The organism is Gammaproteobacteria bacterium, from assembly GCA_013214945.1.
Lineage (GTDB): Bacteria > Pseudomonadota > Gammaproteobacteria > Enterobacterales > Psychrobiaceae > Psychrobium.
The window spans coordinates 42,969-62,796 of the sequence record JABSRT010000005.1; the positions used below are offsets into that span (position 1 = coordinate 42,969).

A 19,828-nucleotide genomic window follows, 5' to 3' on the forward strand; every position below is an offset into this window, starting at 1 on the left:
CTTGATTTTGATCAGAAATAATAGTCGTTAAATCTAATTCCATAAATTCATTCTTCAATAATTCACAATTATTCGGTCAAAAACCGTCCAGGTCAATTACCACCATAAATTACGCGCTTTAATTGTACTTTAACGACACTAATTAGTTATATCATTTTAAGACATTGCTAAATCCATTTTTTTAACCGTTAATAGATGATGCAGTCTGCTAACAAATCTCGCTGCATGATAATAATAACGAGGAACGTTACTATGAATGATGGTAAAGAAAAAGAAACAGAAACAAAATACCGGATTGGACAAGATAATATTACCCCCTTTGGTTTAGATATTCACAACCCTGTGTTTTTTATCTCAGGGATATCAGTGGTCGCATTTGTCCTTTTATCGTTAATGTTTAAAGAGCAAGCCGCTGAGTTTTTTGGTTGGCTGCGACCTGCTATCACCAGCACTTTTGACTGGTTCTTTTTACTCTCCGCCAATATTTTCGTACTATTTTGTGTCATTTTGGTGGTAACACCACTGGGTAAGGTCCGCTTAGGTGGCAAGGATGCGAAGCCCGAATTTGGCTATATCGGCTGGTTCTCGATGTTGTTCGCCGCAGGCATGGGCATCGGCCTAATGTTTTTCGGCGTTTCAGAGCCAATGTCACATTTTAGCTCTTCAATGGGCGGAATTGCACTAGACGCGACCACAGGTCTTAGAACCGATTGGGCCCCACTTGGCGCAGCCATCGGCGACCAAGAGGCAGCACGAGATCTGGCAATGGCAGCGACAATTTTCCACTGGGGATTACACCCGTGGGCAATTTACGCGGTGGTTGGGCTGGCCCTGGCCTTTTTCACTTATAATCGTAAGTTGCCGCTGACGTTGCGTTCAGCATTTTATCCATTACTGGGAGAGAAAGTCTGGGGATTTTGGGGCCACGTAATAGATATTCTAGCCGTATTTGCAACCTTATTTGGCTTGACCACTTCCTTAGGGTTTGGCACCACTCAGGCGCTTTCTGGCTTTAACTTTTTGTTTGGCTGGGGCACGGGCTCATTTGCCACGGTGTTATTGATCGCTGTGATTACCTCTATTGCTATTTGCTCGGTGGTACGTGGTTTAGATGGTGGGGTTAAGCTGCTATCTGAACTCAATATGGGTCTGGCACTGGTATTACTTACTTTTATCATTGTGATGGGCCCGACTGGAGATATCCTCAATACTATTTTCAGCGGTGGCTTAAGCTATGTCCAATCAGTCATCCCGCTGTCGATGCCCTTTGGCCGAGAAGATGCTAACTTTTCTCAAGGCTGGACTTCATTTTACTGGGCTTGGTGGATTTCTTGGTCTCCATTTGTCGGAATGTTCATCGCTAGAGTATCAAAGGGTCGTACCGTGCGTGAATTTATCCTCTGTGTTGTATTAGTACCTACCCTATTAGGCATCGTTTGGATGGGCGCGTTTGGCGGCACCGCAATTTCACAAGTGATCGCAGACAGCAGCGCTCCGGTTGCAAGTGCAGCCCAAGAGTTGAAATTGTTCGTGATGGTCCAGGACTTTCCATTGTCGAGCTTACTTTCACTGATCGGCATAGTGTTAGTGTTGGTATTTTTTATCACGTCATCTGACTCTGGTTCACTGGTCATAGATTCTATTACTGCCGGTGGCAAAGAAAACGCACCTGTTTCTCAAAAAGTCTTTTGGTGCTCATTTGAAGGTATCGTAGCCATTGTCTTGCTGTTAGTCGGTGGCTCTGAAGCACTGGGCGCGTTACAGGCAATGGCCGTTTCCACTGGCTTGCCCTTTACTGTGGTACTGCTAGCGTTATGCGTTAGTTTGTATATGGGCTTAAAAAGCGAAATTAGTAAGGAATAGGTTATATATGCTGTGACTTAAATCCCATCGGTTTTAAGTCACAGCTGCCAGAACAAAAAATACTATGTTGTGAGCATCAGGTCGCCTATAATGGCGGCCTTTTTTATCGTAGTAAGATCGAGAATTTCATGGACCAACAATTGTCTGAGCAAGATAAAGTCAAGCTAAAGAAAATAGAGCGTAAACTCACCCGCAACGTCGGCAAAGCCATTAGTGATTTTGCGATGATTGAAGATGGCGATAAAGTCATGGTCTGTTTATCAGGTGGCAAAGACAGCTATGCGATGCTTGATATCCTGTTAACCATGAAAAAACGCGCGCCAATCCACTTCGACATTATTGCGGTTAATTTAGACCAAAAACAACCGGGTTTTCCAGAGCATATCTTACCTGCTTACCTTGAATCTATCGGAGTGGAATACCTGATTGTCGAAGAAGATACGTATTCGATAGTTATCGATAAAATTGCGCCGGGCAAAACTACTTGCTCGTTATGCTCAAGAATGCGTCGTGGTATCTTATATCGCACTGCTAAAGAGATTGGCGCCACCAAAATTGCCTTAGGCCATCACCGTGATGACATGTTAGAAACCTTATTTCTAAATATGTTTTACGGCGGTAAAATTAAGTCGATGCCTGCAAAATTATGCAGTGATAATGGCGAGCACATTGTGATTAGGCCCCTCGCCTACTGTGTCGAAGCTGATTTAGTCACCTTTTCAGCGCTTAAAAAATTCCCGATCATTCCGTGTAATCTTTGTGGTTCTCAAGACAATTTACAGCGCCAAGCGATTAAAGGCATGTTGCAAGACTGGAACAGCAAATTCCCTGGCCGCTTAGAGTCAATGTTCACCGCGATGCAAAATATCACGCCGAGTCATTTAGCCGATCACAAATTGCATGACTTTAAAAATATCGCCACCGGCACGGCCAGCAGTGAAGGCGATCAAGCATTTGACCAGCCAGAGATTAAACCCGCACCTACGGCTACTGATATCGAGTTTATCGAACTTAGCTAACGTATCAGCCTAGTGCAAATATCGAGTAGGGTGAGGCTTTCGCCTCATCCCTCTCACAGAACCGTACGTACGGACCTCGTATACGGCTCATGTATTCTTCACATATCACTAATTTCTTAAATAGATTGGTGAGACAAGCCATCCTGTTACAACGTCTTCTGGCGAAAATAAACCAAGCGTTATAAACCAGCTATTTGGCATTGAAAAACTTGATAACGGGCTATTTGAATTTCGCCATGAGTTCATCTTGATGAACTTAAATGGCGGTTTATGATGCAACTGCTTTAGTCGTCGATGTAGCCTTGACGGCTTTTTCCACAGCTTCAGCTGTATCGCCCGTAATCGTCTTCTTATCCATCCGGCTAGCTCTTTTAGCTTTCGCTGGCAATTCGCAATACTAAAATAATTAACAAAACCACGAACTACTGGATTTAGTCGTTTTATGACCTCTTCCAAGTTGATGCCACCATTGCGTTTGGTTAACTGCTTAACTTTCTGTTTAAAGCCTTTGAGCTTCGAGGCTTGTATCCGAGTATATCGGCTACCTATTTCAACCCCCAAGAATTTAACACCATCAACACTATGTGCGATGTGAGTTTTCTTCTGATTGACTGTTAACTTCAAGTCTTGCTCTAGTATTTGGGTCGCTTTAGCCAACGCATTCATTGCCGCTTGCTCGCTACTGCATAAAATCAAAATATCATCAGCATATCTCACTATTCGGTGATTTCGCTTCTTCATCTCTTGATCGAACGCATCAAGGTAAATATTAGCCAACAAGGGACTAATCACGCCACCTTGCGGACTCCCTTTTTCGCTCACTTCCCACTGTTCACCGACCATGACTCCGCTTTTCAAAAACTGACTAATCAGCTTCAAAATACTGCCATCTATCACCCGGCGTCTGACACTCTTGATGATTAACTCATGGTCGAGTAAGTCAAAACACTTCGATAAATCCATATCGACCACCCATTGGCGTTGATATTCTCTTATAAACATCGTCGCTTTACTGATGGCGTCATGACAACTTCGTTTCGGTCTGTGCCCATAGCTCGATGGGTGAAAATCTGGATCGAAGAGAGGCTGGAGAATGTTCAGTAATGCTTGTTGAACTATCCGGTCTCTCACTGCGGGGATACCTAACAACCTGACACCACCATCGTCTTTAGGTATTTCTACCCGCCGAACTGGTTGTGCTCGATATTGCTTGGTTTGCAGTTCAAGTTGCAGTTGTTTCAGGTTTATTGCTAGATTTTCGGCGAACGCACCTATGGACTGCCCATCTATTCCGGCTGCTCCGTTGGCGCGCTTTACCTTGTTAAATCCAACATATAGCTTGTTGAGATTAAGCAACTCACTATACAAGCTGTAATAAATCGTCATTAAACTGCCTTTGCTTGCGGTATGTCCACTCGTTTCATTGTCGTCATCGTGGGATTATTTCACTAAGTCATTAGGCGTTCTAGTCAATTGACAATCTACCTAAATAATCTCAACTACTCCCATGTTCAGCCCTCAACTCTCAGCATCCACATTCCTGCTTGGCCGTCGCTTATGGCTTATTCCCGTCGGAATACTTTTGAACCTACAACGTCAACTTAACGCTTTTCATACGCTTAAAGAATACTTCACCCCTTCGCAATTAATTAACGTTTTTGGCGCAAACTAATTCCATCAAACACATTGCTGATGGTCGGCTTGGTTTTACCCTCCACACCATTACTGGCTTTCATCGGCCTAGCCTTGCTCACTACTACGGGTTCATCTGCCACCTCACACCAACATGAGTCTCGGATCACTCCTTGAACTGATGCTTCCAGCGTATGGCTGGAACTGATGTCAGGCTTCCCCAGTTAATGCACTGGCTCCCTATTAGATATTCCACCCTCAAACACGCCATTGGTCTGACTAAGTATTGGGCTTCGCGCTATTTTGGACGCTTACCCACCAATGCCGCCGAAACAGGTTACGGTTAGTTGTGTACATCTAATTTCCTATGACTTCCTTCAGACCCCACCGTTAGCCAGTGACGCCCTTGTCATTCAGATTATCTTCCCCTTAGTCAGGGTGACTCCGCTTTCTTTCAAGCGGACGGGTTTGCCAGCTTTGCTGGGCAAACAAAAAAGGCGATGCCCATTGGGCATCGCCTTTCTATTGTAAAACTAGAGCCTAATTAAGTGCAAACGCCATTGCCACTTCATCACACTCAAGTTTATCAGGGCAACCTTGACAGTCTTGAACCACATTGTCAGGCAATGAGTCGCGGGCGACTTCGCTAAAACCTAACTTAGTGAACATCTCAGGCACATGAGTAAATACAATCACTCGTTCAAATCCTAACTCACTCGCCCGAGCAACCATATGGTCGATTAACGCCTTGCCTTGACCATAACCCTGGCTATCAACATTAATACCCAAAGAGCGAATTTCAGCTAAACCAGTACCGTAAATATATAACGACGCACAGCCAACAACTTGTTCTTGTTCATTTTCGGCGACCGAGAAATCTAAAATACTATTAACGATATCAAATCGATCGCGCGGCAAACACTCACCAGCCTCCGACCAAGCTTTAATCATCGTCTCAATCGCATCAACATCTGACAACCTGGCATGGCGTACATTCATTAACTGCGCTTTACTGGCATTTAAGCGTTGCTGCATTGTGCCCATGGCATGCTGGACTTGGCCATCGGCCGTACCGCCGACCACTGCCGGTGAAGTGAATTCTTCGCTGATCACATTACGACGATCAAGAGCCGACATCACACTCGCCAATGATGTGCCACCAAGCACCTCACGTTTAGCCAAACATGCATCAATGGTTAAATGCTGGTAAACATCGGCTTCAATCACCGCTGAAAACTCTTTGAGTTGCTCTAAGGTAAAATCTTCTAATGGTAACTGCTTGGCAATTGCAGCGACGACTACTTCACCGACAATATGGTGCGCCTCTCTAAACGGAATATCTTTAGATACTAGATAATCAGCTAATTCAGTTGAATTGGCATAACCTTGCTGAGCAGCAGCTAACATTGTTGCTTTATTCGTTTGCAAGCCTTCTAGCACTAACGCAGCCATTGCTAAACAATCGCCCCAGTTATCAAGTGCATCAAACAGGCCTTCTTTGTCTTCTTGCATGTCTTTGTTATACGCTAATGGCAATGCCTTAAGTGTCATCATCATGCCGCTTAAAGCACCAAAAACTCGGCCAGTTTTACCGCGTATTAGCTCCAAGGCATCAGGGTTTTTCTTCTGGGGCATCAGCGATGATCCAGAGGTAACATTGTCAGCTAATTCAATAAAACCAGCTTCACCCGAGTTATAGAAAATTAAATCTTCTGCCATACGCGACAAGTGCATCATTGAAATGCTGGCATCGGCTAACAGCTCAACCACATGATCACGATCAGATACTGAATCTAGACTGTTTTGAGTTGCACGTTTAAATCCCAAATCACGAGCCAATGCATGGCGATCGATTGGGTAAGCCGTACCGGCTAATGCACCAGAACCTAATGGGCACCGATCAAGACGCTCAGCGGTATCACGCATTCTGCTCAAGTCACGATCAAACATTTCAACATAGGCTAAACACCAATGGCCAAAGCTAATCGGCTGGGCGCGTTGCAAGTGAGTATACCCTGGCATCACAGTGCCTTGCTCACGAACAGCCAGATCAAGCAGCGCTTGCTGCAGTTTAACCAACAACTCTGATAACTCAACAGCTTGCTCTTTGCACCACAGTTTTAAATCAGTCGCGACCTGATCATTACGGCTACGGCCAGTATGGAGTTTTTTGCCCAAATCACCGACCTTGGCAATTAATTGGATTTCAACCCAACTATGAATATCTTCGGCATCACTTTGCAAAATCTGTTTAGGATCTTTAACAACCGCTTCACCAAGCTCGTTAAGCGCCGCTTCTATACGTTGCTGCTCATCAGCCGTTAATACGTTTACTTGCTGTAATGCTCGAGACCAACTAATTGAGCCAATAATATCTTGTTTAGCCAACCGGTAATCGAATCTTAAAGAATCGTTAAAAGATTTAAATCTCTCGTCTGCCGCTTGCGAAAACCGTCCGCCCCATAGTGCTGCCATTGTTATTCCTCACGTATTACTATTTTATTTCATATTGCAACGCGCGAACCCGCGCTGCAACTATTAATTTATCTGGTGTTGGCGTTAATGCCAGCGCTAGTCGGCTAATAATGTAATAAGCACTGCGTTTTGCGCGTGCATTCTATTTTCAGCCTGTAATAAAACTAACGAATTAGTACCATCAAATACTTGCTGCGTCACTTCTTGCCCAATATGAGCCGGCTGACAATGCATAAAATATTCAACATTAAGGGTTGCCATCAACGCTTCATTAATCTGATAAGGCGCGAATTTAGCGGCAATATCTTGATAGTCAACATCATCGCCCATTGAAATCCAGGTATCAGTGTAAATAGCTTGTGCCCCTTTGGCATCAGCGATATCGGTTGAAAGCAGCAATGAGCCGCCGTGCTGCTGTGCTAGCTGTTGTGTATCTTGCACCACTTTACCGTCGGGGAAATGGCCTTCAGGACAAATAACCACCATCTGTGCGCCAACTAATGCGGCGGCGATCATTAGCGAATGCGTTACATTGTTACCATCGCCAACATACACTAATTTAACCTGACTTAAATCATCAAACTTTTCCGCTAACGCTAAAAAATCGGCCAACGCCTGACACGGATGATACATATCGCTTAACGAGTTAATCACTGGCACGCTACCAAACTCAGCCAGCCCTTCAACCGTGCTATGGCTGAACGTTCTGGCGACAATACCGTCGGCCCAACATGATATGTTTTTTGCAAAATCGGCGATTGACTCACGCACGCCAACCGCACCATTATTTTGATCTAAATAGACCGAGTGACCACCAAGCTTGGCAATGCCAATATCAAAACTAACGCGAGTACGCAGCGACGGTTTTTCGTATAACGTCACTAAACTTTTTCCGGCCAGCGCTTGACTGTAATTAGCTGGGTTAGTTTTTACCTGTTTAGCCAATTCGATCAACGCTAGAAATTGTTGTTGGCTTAAATCTTTTAAGGTTAAAAAGTGCTGTAATTTTTCCATATCCGTATCTTCTCTTTGCTAAAGCGTAGTGGCGGTAATTGTAGTGCCACAAGGGCTGCCATCAATAAGGGCTAATAATTGCTGCGGTGTTTTCCAGCTCGCAATCACGATCGAATCATTTAACTGCTGGGCGGTTGCAAAGGCAGCATCTACTTTAACTTTCATGCCACCGAGAATCACCCCTTGCTCAACCAGCACTTGCGCTTGCGCCTGATTAAGACTCGTAATTAATTGTTTGTCACCATCTAATACTCCAGGTACATCTGACAACAAAATAAGTTTAGCGTGCAATAAGTGGGCAATGACTTGCGCTGCTTGATCGGCATTAACATTAAGCAATTGTCCACTGGCGTCGCTCGCAATTGAACTGATAATCACCAGATAGTTTTTAGCCATTAAGGTGGTTAGTAAGGTATCAGCTAAGGGCGTACATTGGCCGACCTGACCGAATTTTTGATCAATTTGTTGAGCTACCACCATGTCACCGTCGGCTAAACTCAAACCAACTGCATTTAACTGATTTACTTTCGCCGTCGCCACCAGTTTTTTGTTGGCCGCGCCAGCCAATGCACCCGTGACCAGTTCAATCTGTGAGGCTGGCGTTACCCGCAAACCTTCTATTTTTTGACTGACCATATTGGCCTGCTCAAGCCATTGCTCAACCAAACAGCCGCCACCATGAACCAGTACAACCTGAATTCCGCTGGCCATAATTTTAGCTATCACGGCAAAAAGCTCGGCTTGCGCCACTGGTGACTCCAATAAAGCACCACCAACTTTTAATACTAAAGGTTGCTTTGCCATTATGCCTCCAAGCCAAAATGAATCATGATGCATTGCAGACCTTGAGCTGCGGCACCTTTGAGTAAATTATCAATCGCCGAGACCACCACTAAATGCCCACTATCGGGATCAAGCTTCCAGCCAATATCACAAAATGGCGTGCCCGCAACTTGGTCGATTTTAGGCCACTGTGGCTCGCGCATTCTCACCATAGGTTTATCATCATAAACCTGATATGCATTTTTGACCGCTTCTAGATCAACTTCAGGCTTAACCTTAACCGTAATTGTCGCCAAGATTCCCCGTTTGAAATTACCTAGATGTGGAGTAAAGATCACCGGACAACCTAGCTGAGTGGTTATTTCCGGTTGATGACGATGGCCCAATACACCATAAGGGGTCAAGCTGACCTCACAAAAGCTATTAACCATCGACGCTTTACGCCCCGCTCCAGTCACGCCGCTCACCGCATTGATCACAGGCCACTGATTTGAGTCGAGTAATCCAGCTTCAAATAATGGTTTAAGCGCTAATAAAGAAGCTGTTGGATAACAGCCTGGCACCGCAATCATCTTGCTGGCTTTAATTTGCTCACTATTCCATTCTGCTAGGCCATATACCGCCTGAGTTAGTAACTCAGGGTGCTGATGTTCAAATCCATAATATTGTGAAATATAGCTAGCATCGCTAAAACGATAAGCACCAGACAAATCAAAAACACTTAAACCCGCTTGGTGAAATTGCTGCGCCAACTGATGACTAACTTCATGACTGGTCGCCAACACGACAGCGTCACATTGCGTACTGATCTCACTAATAGCTTGCGGACTCAAACCTTGCAATTGATAATCAAATAACCCTGAAAATTGTGGATAAAGTTCACACAGCCACTTATCTTTATCCTCACTACCTTGCGAAACATACAAACCGGTAACTTTAATTTTTGTCTGGGCATCAAGCAATTGGCACATTTGAGCACCCGTATAACCGCTGGCACCAATAATGGCAATATTAATCATAGAATTCATTCACTTAATTTATTTAATAAAGAGTTTTGGCCGATAATAGAATGGCCGACGGTTGATAACTTATCGGCTATCGTCGTCGCGAGGGTGTTGCATGATATGATGAAATAACTTGAATCATTGGTCGTGTGCTAATCTTAAAAGGTAAGGCACAATGGCCAGATACCTAAATATAACCACATATGGGTATTTATGCAACATTATTGCATAAATACCTGAAATCTATTATTGGTACTCTATTTATGAACAAAAATATCCTGATTATTGGTAGTGGCTGGCTCGGTTGGCCACTGGCGCAATACTTAACGCTTGCAGGGCATCAAGTAACAGCGACCACAACCTGCGATAAAAAAGTTATTCGGCTCGGCGGCACCACGCCAGCATTAATAAAGTTAAACGCCAACGATCCACACTTAACAGGGCGAATATCAGCCCTTCCAACCTTCGATATCATGATTATTGTTGTGCCGCCACAGCGCCAGCAGGCTGATTATTTATATCAACTGCAACAATTAGTTAAACTAGCCGACGCTAATAATATCAGCCATATTTTATTCATTAGTTCGACCGGTGTTTATGGTCAACAATCTGGAATAGTGACAGAATCAACAGCCACGGTACCTACCTCAGACTCAGCACAGGCGATGGCCGACTTTGAGCAAGCCTTATTAATCAAAGGATCCGGTTGTCACAGCGTATTACGACTTGCTGGACTATTTGGCCCAGGGCGCCATCCAGGCAAGTTTTTGGCAGGGAAGGTCGATATCAGTAATCCTGAGGCAGTAGTTAACATGATCCATCAACAAGATTGCATTGGCTTAATCGAGCAAATTATTATGCAAAATAGCTGGGGCAGAATCCATCTTGGCTGCGCGCCAAGCCACCCAACCCGCCGTGAATTTCATCAGCAAGGTGCCAGTCAACTGGCATTAACAGTACCGCAATTTGTGGCGAAAGGTGGCGAGCAAAGCAAGTTAGTTGACGGCGCGATAACGGCTAACAAACTTGGTTACCGCTATAACCACCCGGATTTAATGGACTGGTTTAAGCAGCAATAGCCCTTTGCCCGCAGGAGCCCTTAGCGAACAAGAGCCTTTAGCAAGCAAGAGTCCTTAACCAGAGAAGCTCTTTAAACAGAAAGTGTTATTAACTAGCCAGAACCTTTAGCGGTCATGGGGCCTTAGGCAACAGCGTTACTCAGCTGAACCGGTGAAGATGTCGGCCGCACCCCAATCGCATGACAAATAGCATAACTAAGCTCAGCACGATTAAGGGTATAAAAGTGGAAGTCTTGCACCCCCTCTTTAGCTAAAACCTTCACCAAATCAATCGAATGACTGGCAGCGATCATGTTGCGAGTTGTTTGATCTGTTTCAAGCCCGCTGTAAAGCTGATGCATCCATGGTGGAATAGCTACATTGGTAAAGCCAGCAAATTTCTTGAGCTGATTAAAATTAGTAACAGGTAAAATACCTGGAATAATATCAACATCGATGCCAGCGGCAAGAGTCCGATCTCTAAAACGCAAAAAAGTATCGGCGTCAAAGAAAAACTGGGTGATCGCACGGTTAGCGCCAGCATCGATTTTACGCTTCAAATTAATAATATCAGCCTGAGCACTGCGCGCATCAGGGTGGGTTTCGGGATAAGCGGCAACCGAAATATCAAAATCAGCCACGCGCTTTAATCGAGCCACCAAATCTGCGGCATAAATTTGTGGCGCTGTTTTAGCATCAGCCGGCACATCACCGCGCAATGCAACAATACTTTTAATGCCTTGGCGCCAATAATCTTTCGCTAATTGATCTAACTCAGCGCCAGTGGCGTCAATACACGTCAAATGCGGCGCAGCAACTAACTTAGTTTGCTGTTGAATTTTCGAGATCACGCTATGGGTCCGATCACGCACCCCACTATTAGCGCCGTACGTCACCGAAACAAATTTAGGATCGAGACTTTCAAGTCGTTTAATACTGCGCCATAACGTCTGTTCCATCTGCGGGGTTGAAGGTGGAAAAAATTCAAAAGAAACACCAAGCTTATCTTTCAAATCGCTTGGTAACTGGTTAAATGATTCAATATGTTGTGCATGGTCAATAGCCACGATTTTCCCCTAGAAAAAACAGAAGACGTATAGACGTCTAGATAGCCAAATATTAACCTAATTTAAATTTGAGTCAACAAAAAAGCCGAAATTAAACACAATGTTTAATTTCGGCTTTAGAACGGCGAACCAAATAACATACCGCGAGCAATTAGTTTATAACTAAGGCCATCTCAACGAGCTCGTTGTCTGCTATTTCTTGGCGTAAATCAGCCACTAATAAAGGCGACGATTGCGCCAGATCTTGGTTTAAATTAATTTGCAGCTTGGCATTAACCACGCTTAAACCAATGTCTTTAACACGGCCTCCTTGATAACGACCGCTGATAATAACCGCCAGTCGCAATAATGTGGCCAAACGCGCAGCTTGCTCTAATGGCAGCCAAGTTTGCTGCGACAAGTAGCCATCATTGATTGGATTTTTGTAATTTGCAATTAACGCACTCACTAATGACTTTTTACCGCTACAGAAACCCGTCATCGGACTGTGGTTTATCAGATAATGACCGTGGCAGTTGGCCTTGGCGTAATTAATACTGACACCCACTTCATGTAACATCGCACTGCATTGTAATAGCGCGTTGCCGTCATGACGCGTTACCTGCCAGTAAGGCTCGACTTGAGTTGCGAGGTTAGCTACAACTTTAACCACGTGATCAGCCTGTTTTTGATCAACCAAAAACTGCTGTTGCAGCTTAGTCGCAGTCGCCAACTTTAAATCTTTAACCTGCTGCTGACCAAGTAATTGGGCAATGACCCCTTCCCGTAACGCGCCGCCAGATGCCTGCATCGATTTTAAATCGAGCTGACGAAACAGGCTGATCAGAATAGCTAGACCACTGGCAAAAACAGGCTGGCGCTCAACGCTAAGTCCGACCAAGCTTAACGATGCTAGGTCTTCGCACGCAATGGTTTGAGTCATGAGCAGTTCTAATTTCTCGAGGGTAATTAACTCATTTAAGCCTTGGGCACTTAAAACCTCTTGCACCGCCTGCACTGAGCCTGAAGCGCCCAATGAAAGCTGCCATTGGTGTGCGAGATAGTCTGGTAAAACGGGTGCTAAGACATAGTTAGCACCCGCTATGGCTTGCTCAAAGTTGTATTGAGATAACTTACCATCACTAAAATAGCGATCAAGCCAAGTAACACAACCCATATTTAAGCTGTTTAATACTATCGGTGAGAATTGCTGACCCAGAATCAATTCGGTACTGGCACCGCCAATATCAACAATCAGGCGTTTTCCTTCGCCACCACTAGTCACTGCCATGCCGTGGTAAATAAGCTCAGCTTCATGTTCGCCGCTAATAATATTGATTGGTAAACCAAGGATCTGCTGACCACGCTGACAAAATTGCTCTGCATTGGTCGCCAAGCGTAATGTAGCAGTCGCGACCACTTTAATTTGAGTCATTGGGATATGAGTTAATCGCTCAGCAAACAATGCCAAACATTGCCAGCCTCGCTCCATCGCCACTAATTCGAGGTGGTTATCTTGATCGAGCCCTGCTGCTAGCCGAACCTTGCGCTTAACTTTAGTGATAACGCGTGGTGTGCCAGCAATATCTTGCACCACCAACATATGAAAACTATTTGATCCTAAATCTACAATGGCAAAAAGGTTATCTGACGACGCCAAAGAGCACTCCTTAATTTTACACAACGACTGCAGGATCTAACGTCGAGCAAACAGATGTTTGCTCGGCAGATTCAATTATGAAGCTTGGCGCCCGCGATGGTGATCACGCTTATGTTGATCTCTTGGGCCTTTATGGCGTTTATTAAAGCTTGAGCCAGCACCATCTTTACGTGGTGGTCGCTGCTGTTTCTTTGGCGGCTTAATATCTGTTAGCAATGAGTCTTGCTCATAATTGCTAACAGGAATTTGGTGCGCAATATATTCTTCAATCGCGGGTAAATTAAGGGCAAACTGTTCACAAGCAAAGCTAATAGATAAACCTGATGCACCGGCTCTGCCTGTTCGACCAATACGATGAACATAATCTTGCGCATCGTCTGGCAAATCGAAGTTAAAGACGTGAGTCACATTAGCAATGTGCAAACCACGCGCCGCGACATCAGTCGCCACTAAAATATCGAGTTCACCACAGGTAAATTGTTCTAAAATCTTAAGCCGCTTCTTCTGTGGCACATCGCCAGTTAGCAAGCCAACCCGATGACCATCGGCCGCTAAATAACCCCAAACTTCTTCACAACGATATTTCATGTTAGAAAAAACAATCGCTTTATCAGGCCATTCTTCTTCCATTAAAGTCAGCAACAGTGGAATTTTGTCTTCATTAGACGGGTAGAATATTTCTTCGCTGATATTAGCTGAGGTTTTTTGCTCAGGTTCAATTTCAATATGGACCGGATCGCTCATGTTGTCATAAGCAAGCTCTCGCACCTTATAAGATAAGGTCGCAGAAAATAACATATTTAAACGTTCAGACGCTTCTGGCATCCGGCGGAATATATATCGGATATCCTTAATAAAGCCTAAATCAAACATCCGATCGGCTTCATCTAATACCGCAACCTGAACATGGCGTAAATCAATCACACCTTTCTTCATGAAATCAATTAAGCGCCCAGTGGTAGCCACCACAATATCAGCACCAGCTTCGATTTCTGCAATTTGCTTGTCATAAGCATCGCCGCCATAAACTAAGGCTAATTTCAGGCCAGTGGCCTCAGCTAGTGGCATCGCATCTTTATGGATTTGAATCGCCAACTCTCGCGTTGGCGCCATAATAACCGCACGGACTTGATTCGGCTTTTTTGCCTCTGGCGCTGGAGTTTTTAAAAGATGGTTAAAGGTTGCAACCAGAAAAGCTAAGGTTTTTCCGGTGCCTGTTTGCGCCTGCCCAGCAATATCCTTACCCTGCAACAGAACAGGTAAGCTCTGAGCTTGAATTGGCGTACACTGAGTATAGCCAACTGATTGTAAGGCGCTTTTTAACGAGTCAGCCAGATCAAACTGCTCAAATTTAGTATCTGTTAAGTGAGTATTTTTCATCCCGTTAGCATATCAGGTCTTGTAACAAAGAACACAGCCTGATTGCGTTATATCGATTAAAATTAAATTTAGGGGTTGAACATTCGCTGAGTAGCCCTCATATTGCCATATATCAAGAGGATCATTTCCTCTGCTTAAATATAATTCCACGGAGAAAACCATGAGCAACACAATTATTCAGCTTTCAGACAGTAGCTTTGAACAAGATGTATTAAAATCTGAACTTCCTGTTCTTGTTGACTTCTGGGCTGAGTGGTGCGGACCTTGTAAAATGATTGCGCCAATTCTTGATGAAGTAGCTCAAGATTTCGCTGATAAGCTAGTTATTGGCAAGCTTAATGTTGACCAAAACTCAGATACTGCACCAAAATACGGTATTCGCGGTATCCCAACTTTACTGTTATTCAAAGACGGTAACGTTGCAGCGACTAAAGTAGGCGCATTATCAAAAACTCAGCTAATTGAGTTTATTGAAGCAAATATCTAATCTCGACCACAGATAAAGGCATGTTTAATTAAAAATATGCCTTTATTGCTTTACCCCGCCTGCTATTGGTGATAATTTGTTGGGCGATATATACTTCGACCATGCCAAACGATTTCTTGTTTGACACTTCACTTACTCATTATTTTAATAAGTCAAAGCGACTTTTTACAAAGACCCTTCAAATATGAATTTAACCGAACTAAAGCAAAAGACAATGTCTGAGCTTTTCGAAATTGCTGCATCGAAAGGACTAGATCATTTAGCCCGTGCCCGTAAACAAGATGTTCTTTTTGCTATTTTAAAAGCACACGCTAAAAGCGGAGAAGACATCTTCGGCGACGGCGTTTTAGAAATTCTTCAAGACGGCTTCGGCTTTTTACGTAGTGCCGACGCATCTTACTTGGCTGGCCCGGATGATATTTATGTTTCACCAAGCCAAATTCGCCGCTTTAGCATGCGTACTGGTGATACTATCGCTGGTAAAATCCGTCCACCTAAAGACGGTGAACGTTATTTTGCGCTGTTAAAAGTTCGTGAAGTTAACTTTGATACGCCAGAAAACTCGCGTAACAAAATCTTATTTGAAAACTTAACCGCTATTCACCCAACTGAACGTTTTCGTTTAGAACGTGGTAACGGCAGTACCGAAGATTTAACTGCCCGAATCATTGATTTGTCGGCACCAATCGGTAAAGGTCAACGTGGTTTGATTGTGGCGCCGCCAAAAGCTGGTAAAACAATGTTGCTGCAAAGCATCGCCCAGTCAATTGCGACCAACAATCCAGAAGCACACCTAATGGTATTGCTAATTGATGAGCGTCCGGAAGAAGTAACGGAAATGCGTCGTCTGGTTAAAGGCGAAGTTATCGCTTCAACCTTCGATGAACCAGCAAGTCGCCACGTGCAAGTTGCTGAAATGGTTATCGAAAAAGCCAAAAGCATCGTTGAGCACAAGAAAGATGTTGTCATCTTACTTGACTCTATTACTCGTCTAGCACGTGCTTATAACACCGTTATTCCATCATCTGGTAAAGTACTTACCGGTGGTGTTGACGCCAATGCATTACACCGTCCAAAGCGTTTCTTTGGTGCGGCTCGTAACATTGAAGAAGGTGGCAGCTTAACCATTATCGCTACTGCGCTAGTTGATACCGGCTCAAAAATGGATGAAGTTATCTATGAAGAGTTTAAAGGCACCGGTAACATGGAACTGCACTTAAGCCGTAAGATTGCAGAACGTCGCGTTTACCCAGCTATCGACATTACCCGCTCTGGTACTCGTCGTGAAGAGTTATTAACTAAGGCTGACGAACTGCAAAAGAATTGGATTATTCGTAAGATAGTTCACCCAATGGGTGAAGTTGAAGCGGCTGAATTTATCATTGACCGTTTGGCAATGACCAAGACTAATGACGAGTTCTTTAAGTCAATGAAGAGCCCAAAATCTAAGTAACTGCTTATTGCACTTTACTGAGATTGAATTAAGCCAGCGTTTACGCTGGCTTTTTTAGCGCTGGAATATCTCGAGCGTTAATTCTACCTCAGCGCATAATGCCGCCTTATCGAGAAAAATGATGTAATCACCCTGCTCTTCGATAAAACCCTGAACCTTAAATTTACCTAAAATCCGTGAGAATGTTTCAGGGGTAATGTTTAACTGACTCGCCAACACCCGCTTCGGCCCTTGCAACTGCACTCTATCTTGCCCGACATCTTGCATTTGATATAAATGCCCAAGATGCAACACCAAGCGCTGACTGGCGTTAATAAAGGTTAGCTTGTCGACATTATTGACTAACGAGAAAATTTTAGTGCTCATAAAGCCCAGTAATTGACAGGCGAGCTTCGGTGAGCTTTCAACAATACCTAACAAAGTCTCGCGCTTCACCACGAGCAACTCGCTAGCGACCTCAGCTTGAGCATTCATCGGATAATGAGGTGAGGGTAAAAACATCGCCATTTCGGCAATCCAGCCTCCGGCAGCAAACAAATGGAAAATCTTTTCATCACCGCCGGCAGTCACTCTAAATAACTTAATTTGACCGGAATTGACCAAATAAAAATTATCGGCAGGATCATCTTTACTAAACAATGTTTGGTTAGCAACCAAGTGAATAGTTTTGGCATGTGCTAATAATTGTAAGCGCTGTTGCTCATCGAACAGACTCAATAAATTGCGCGCACCTTTAAATGAATGCAACATCGTAAACCTCAAGTTAACCAGCTATTTACAGCTATATTAGCCGAAAACAGCCAGCACAGCGACCACTTAGTAATAATAAAATGTTCTATATTAAGCCCTTGTAAAAGCTAGAATTACTGACGAATAAGTTCGCCTTTTTTTACCACCTGCAAACAAGGATTAACCCCATATTGATACGACAACTCGGCTGGATGAGTAATATCCCACATCACAAAGTCAGCCTGCATGCCAACCGCTAACCGACCAACTTTATCACTAATGCCTAGTGCTTTTGCCGCATTAAGCGTCACACCTGCCAACGCTTCGTAAGGAGTCATTCGAAACAAAGTGCACGCCATATTTAACATCAATTGCAGTGAACAAATCGGCGATGATCCGGGATTAGTATCGGTGGCGATCGCCATCGGCACTTGGTATTTTCGCAATAATTCAAACGGTGGCTGCTGGGTTTCACGCAAAAAATAATAGGCACCAGGCAATACTACCGCCACGGTACCAGCCGCGGCGATCGCTTGCACACCCGCCTCGTCAAGGTATTCAATATGATCGACCGACAATGCCTTAAAACCTGCCGCTAATGCCGCACCGCCAAGATTAGACAGTTGCTCGCTATGCAGCTTAACCGGTAAATTATGTTTTTGGGCCGCTTCAAAAACGCGTTTAGTTTGCGCCAGATTAAAGCCGACAGATTCACAAAAAACATCAACTGCATCGGCAAGGTTTTCGCTAACAACCCGCTCGATCATTTCGCCACAGACTAAATCAATATAACCATCGCTATTATCTTTATATTCAGGCGGCAACGCATGGGCGCCAAGAAAAGTTGTTGTTATTTCAACGGGGTGGTGCTCACCTAGCATCCGGGCAATTTCAAGCATTTTAACTTCTGTTTCGGTATCTAAGCCATAACCTGATTTTATTTCGACCGTGGTAACACCTTCCGCCATTAAGGCGTTTAATCTATTTTTGGCACTGACATATAAGGTTTCACGATCGGCAGCTCGGGTCGCTTTAACGGTTGAAATAATGCCGCCGCCAGCAGCAGCAATCTCTTGATAGCTTGCCCCTTCAAGGCGCATTTCAAACTCTTTAGCACGGTTACCGCCGTACACAATGTGACTGTGGCAATCGATTAGGCCAGGGGTTATCCATCCGCCCTTGCCCTGATATAATGGGGTGGCCAGAACATCAAACTCAGGCAGCTCACTGCGCGGACCAAGCCAAGCAATTTTTCCATCTTTGATCAGCAAAGCGCCATTCTCAATAATGCCGTAATCGGTTTCGTTAATCGTCGCCAAATTAACATCAAGCCAGACGCTATCGTATTCTTCTTTAAAAATTACTGACATCAAACAGCTCTCATTGGGTTAATGGCAAGTTATAGCAAAATAATACCTTGCAGCACTTGTATATACAAGTTGAATGTGACATTTTATAAAGCATCAAGTATAACCGAATCATTAAGCGATTATGAGCATTGCAAAGTTCGAACAAATAAAACAGTATATCTGCCGTCAGGTTGAAACCTCCGCCTGGCCAGAAAACTCTAAAGTGCCCTCTGAAAATGCGCTAGCCCAACAATTTGACTGCAGCCGGATGACCGCTCGCCGCGCGCTAACTGAGTTATGTGAAGCAAGTGTTTTAGTACGAAGCCAAGGGCGAGGCACCTTTGTTGCGACCTTAAAATCACAATCTTCTGCGCTTGAAATAAAGAATATCAGTGACGAAATCCGCCAACGCGGCCATCATTATTCCGTCAAGGTGCTGCTAGTCGAGCAGCGAATAGCCGATCAAGAATTAGCGATCACCCTAGGTATCGAGCCACAAAGCCCGGTCTATTTCTCGTCGCTAATCCACTTAGAAAATGACAGTCCAGTGCAGCTAGAGCACCGCTATGTTAACCCGGCACTAGTGCCTAATTATCTGGCCAGCGACTTCACCCAATTTACCCCGCACGAGTTACTGAGCATGGCTGCGCCATTGACCGAAGCCGAGCATATTATTGAAGCGACGATGCCAGACGCCACTGTAATTGCGCATCTCGACTTGGCCGAGCATGAGCCCTGCTTAGAAATAAAACGTCGTACATTCAGCTCCAAAGGCGTGGTTAGCTTTGCCCGCTTAATTCATCCCAGCAGTCGCTTTAGATTAGGCGGCCGCTTTAATGTTGCTAATCCCCCTAAATAAACCGAGGATCGCCCGTA

16 protein-coding genes are annotated in these 19,828 nt (G+C 44.4%); 6 read left to right on the forward strand and 10 right to left on the reverse strand.

All coding sequences use genetic code 11. The features are described from left to right. The first annotated feature begins 252 nt into the window (after nt 1-252). Entirely contained in the window at nt 253-1,863 is a 1,611-nt protein-coding gene (locus tag HRU23_04570; GenBank protein ID NRA53395.1) for a BCCT family transporter, read from the forward strand. 128 nt (nt 1,864-1,991) lie between these two features. After that, the gene (gene ttcA, locus HRU23_04575; protein ID NRA53396.1) at nt 1,992-2,882 is read left to right on the forward strand and encodes a tRNA 2-thiocytidine(32) synthetase TtcA; all 891 of its coding nucleotides are present in this window, start codon (nt 1,992-1,994) and stop codon (nt 2,880-2,882) included. 108 nt (nt 2,883-2,990) lie between these two features. Here the strand turns inward: ttcA and ltrA are convergent, their stop codons facing one another. From ltrA to argC, 5 genes are all read right to left on the reverse strand, one after another. Continuing rightward, the gene (gene ltrA / locus HRU23_04580) at nt 2,991-4,268 is read right to left on the reverse strand and encodes a group II intron reverse transcriptase/maturase (protein NRA53397.1); all 1,278 of its coding nucleotides are present in this window, start codon (nt 4,266-4,268) and stop codon (nt 2,991-2,993) included. Nucleotides 4,269-5,054: 786 nt separating this feature from the next. After that, nucleotides 5,055-6,989, reverse strand: a complete 1,935-nt coding sequence (gene argH / locus HRU23_04585) for an argininosuccinate lyase (protein NRA53398.1) — start codon at nt 6,987-6,989, stop codon at nt 5,055-5,057. A 96-nt stretch (nt 6,990-7,085) separates the two neighbouring features. Continuing rightward, on the reverse strand, nt 7,086-8,003 hold the full coding sequence (locus tag HRU23_04590; GenBank protein NRA53399.1) for an ornithine carbamoyltransferase: 918 nt from the start codon (nt 8,001-8,003) through the stop codon (nt 7,086-7,088). 18 nt (nt 8,004-8,021) lie between these two features. Then, complete coding sequence (argB, locus tag HRU23_04595; GenBank protein ID NRA53400.1) at nt 8,022-8,807, reverse strand: acetylglutamate kinase; 786 nt, start codon at nt 8,805-8,807, stop codon at nt 8,022-8,024. Then, nucleotides 8,807-9,805 (reverse strand): N-acetyl-gamma-glutamyl-phosphate reductase, encoded by a 999-nt coding sequence (gene argC / locus HRU23_04600; protein ID NRA53401.1) that lies wholly within the window; start codon nt 9,803-9,805, stop codon nt 8,807-8,809. Before argC ends, argB begins: the two co-directional genes overlap by 1 nt. A 248-nt stretch (nt 9,806-10,053) precedes the next feature. Here argC and HRU23_04605 point away from each other — a divergent pair, with 248 nt between their 5' ends. Continuing rightward, nucleotides 10,054-10,869, forward strand: coding sequence for an SDR family oxidoreductase (locus HRU23_04605; GenBank protein ID NRA53402.1), 816 nt, complete (start codon nt 10,054-10,056; stop codon nt 10,867-10,869). A gap of 122 nt (nt 10,870-10,991) precedes the next feature. Here HRU23_04605 and metF read toward each other — a convergent pair whose 3' ends face one another. From metF to rhlB, 3 genes are all read right to left on the reverse strand, one after another. Then, the gene (gene metF, locus HRU23_04610) at nt 10,992-11,915 is read right to left on the reverse strand and encodes a methylenetetrahydrofolate reductase (protein NRA53403.1); all 924 of its coding nucleotides are present in this window, start codon (nt 11,913-11,915) and stop codon (nt 10,992-10,994) included. A gap of 151 nt (nt 11,916-12,066) precedes the next feature. Further along, nucleotides 12,067-13,554: a guanosine-5'-triphosphate,3'-diphosphate pyrophosphatase gene (locus tag HRU23_04615; GenBank protein ID NRA53404.1), complete on the reverse strand. Its 1,488-nt coding sequence runs from the start codon at nt 13,552-13,554 to the stop codon at nt 12,067-12,069. 75 nt (nt 13,555-13,629) lie between these two features. After that, complete coding sequence (gene rhlB, locus HRU23_04620; GenBank protein NRA53405.1) at nt 13,630-14,934, reverse strand: ATP-dependent RNA helicase RhlB; 1,305 nt, start codon at nt 14,932-14,934, stop codon at nt 13,630-13,632. A 160-nt stretch (nt 14,935-15,094) separates the two neighbouring features. On the opposite strand from rhlB, the gene trxA reads away from it, so the two are divergent. Continuing rightward, nucleotides 15,095-15,421, forward strand: coding sequence for a thioredoxin TrxA (gene trxA / locus HRU23_04625; protein ID NRA53406.1), 327 nt, complete (start codon nt 15,095-15,097; stop codon nt 15,419-15,421). Nucleotides 15,422-15,605: 184 nt separating this feature from the next. Then, nucleotides 15,606-16,874: a transcription termination factor Rho gene (gene rho / locus HRU23_04630; GenBank protein NRA53407.1), complete on the forward strand. Its 1,269-nt coding sequence runs from the start codon at nt 15,606-15,608 to the stop codon at nt 16,872-16,874. A gap of 54 nt (nt 16,875-16,928) precedes the next feature. Here the strand turns inward: rho and HRU23_04635 are convergent, their stop codons facing one another. Then, a complete protein-coding gene (locus HRU23_04635) occupies nt 16,929-17,624 on the reverse strand; it encodes a Crp/Fnr family transcriptional regulator (GenBank protein NRA53408.1) in 696 nt (231 codons plus the stop codon). Nucleotides 17,625-17,737: 113 nt separating this feature from the next. Continuing rightward, on the reverse strand, nt 17,738-18,973 hold the full coding sequence (locus tag HRU23_04640) for an imidazolonepropionase (protein NRA53409.1): 1,236 nt from the start codon (nt 18,971-18,973) through the stop codon (nt 17,738-17,740). A 121-nt stretch (nt 18,974-19,094) separates the two neighbouring features. Here HRU23_04640 and hutC point away from each other — a divergent pair, with 121 nt between their 5' ends. Beyond that, a complete protein-coding gene (gene hutC, locus HRU23_04645; protein NRA53410.1) occupies nt 19,095-19,811 on the forward strand; it encodes a histidine utilization repressor in 717 nt (238 codons plus the stop codon). Nucleotides 19,812-19,828: the final 17 nt, after the last annotated feature.

What these genes read in the sequence shown, in the direction of transcription:
- HRU23_04570 (NRA53395.1), top strand. Translation starts at nt 253, where the DNA reads ATGAATGATGGTAAAGAAAAAGAAACAGAAACAAAATACCGGATTGGA.
- ttcA (NRA53396.1), top strand. Translation starts at nt 1,992, where the DNA reads ATGGACCAACAATTGTCTGAGCAAGATAAAGTCAAGCTAAAGAAAATA.
- ltrA (NRA53397.1), bottom strand. Translation starts at nt 4,268, where the DNA reads ATGACGATTTATTACAGCTTGTATAGTGAGTTGCTTAATCTCAACAAG.
- argH (NRA53398.1), bottom strand. Translation starts at nt 6,989, where the DNA reads ATGGCAGCACTATGGGGCGGACGGTTTTCGCAAGCGGCAGACGAGAGA.
- HRU23_04590 (NRA53399.1), bottom strand. Translation starts at nt 8,003, where the DNA reads ATGGAAAAATTACAGCACTTTTTAACCTTAAAAGATTTAAGCCAACAA.
- argB (NRA53400.1), bottom strand. Translation starts at nt 8,807, where the DNA reads ATGGCAAAGCAACCTTTAGTATTAAAAGTTGGTGGTGCTTTATTGGAG.
- argC (NRA53401.1), bottom strand. Translation starts at nt 9,805, where the DNA reads ATGATTAATATTGCCATTATTGGTGCCAGCGGTTATACGGGTGCTCAA.
- HRU23_04605 (NRA53402.1), top strand. Translation starts at nt 10,054, where the DNA reads ATGAACAAAAATATCCTGATTATTGGTAGTGGCTGGCTCGGTTGGCCA.
- rhlB (NRA53405.1), bottom strand. Translation starts at nt 14,934, where the DNA reads ATGAAAAATACTCACTTAACAGATACTAAATTTGAGCAGTTTGATCTG.
- trxA (NRA53406.1), top strand. Translation starts at nt 15,095, where the DNA reads ATGAGCAACACAATTATTCAGCTTTCAGACAGTAGCTTTGAACAAGAT.
- rho (NRA53407.1), top strand. Translation starts at nt 15,606, where the DNA reads ATGAATTTAACCGAACTAAAGCAAAAGACAATGTCTGAGCTTTTCGAA.
- HRU23_04635 (NRA53408.1), bottom strand. Translation starts at nt 17,624, where the DNA reads ATGTTGCATTCATTTAAAGGTGCGCGCAATTTATTGAGTCTGTTCGAT.
- HRU23_04640 (NRA53409.1), bottom strand. Translation starts at nt 18,973, where the DNA reads ATGTCAGTAATTTTTAAAGAAGAATACGATAGCGTCTGGCTTGATGTT.
- hutC (NRA53410.1), top strand. Translation starts at nt 19,095, where the DNA reads ATGAGCATTGCAAAGTTCGAACAAATAAAACAGTATATCTGCCGTCAG.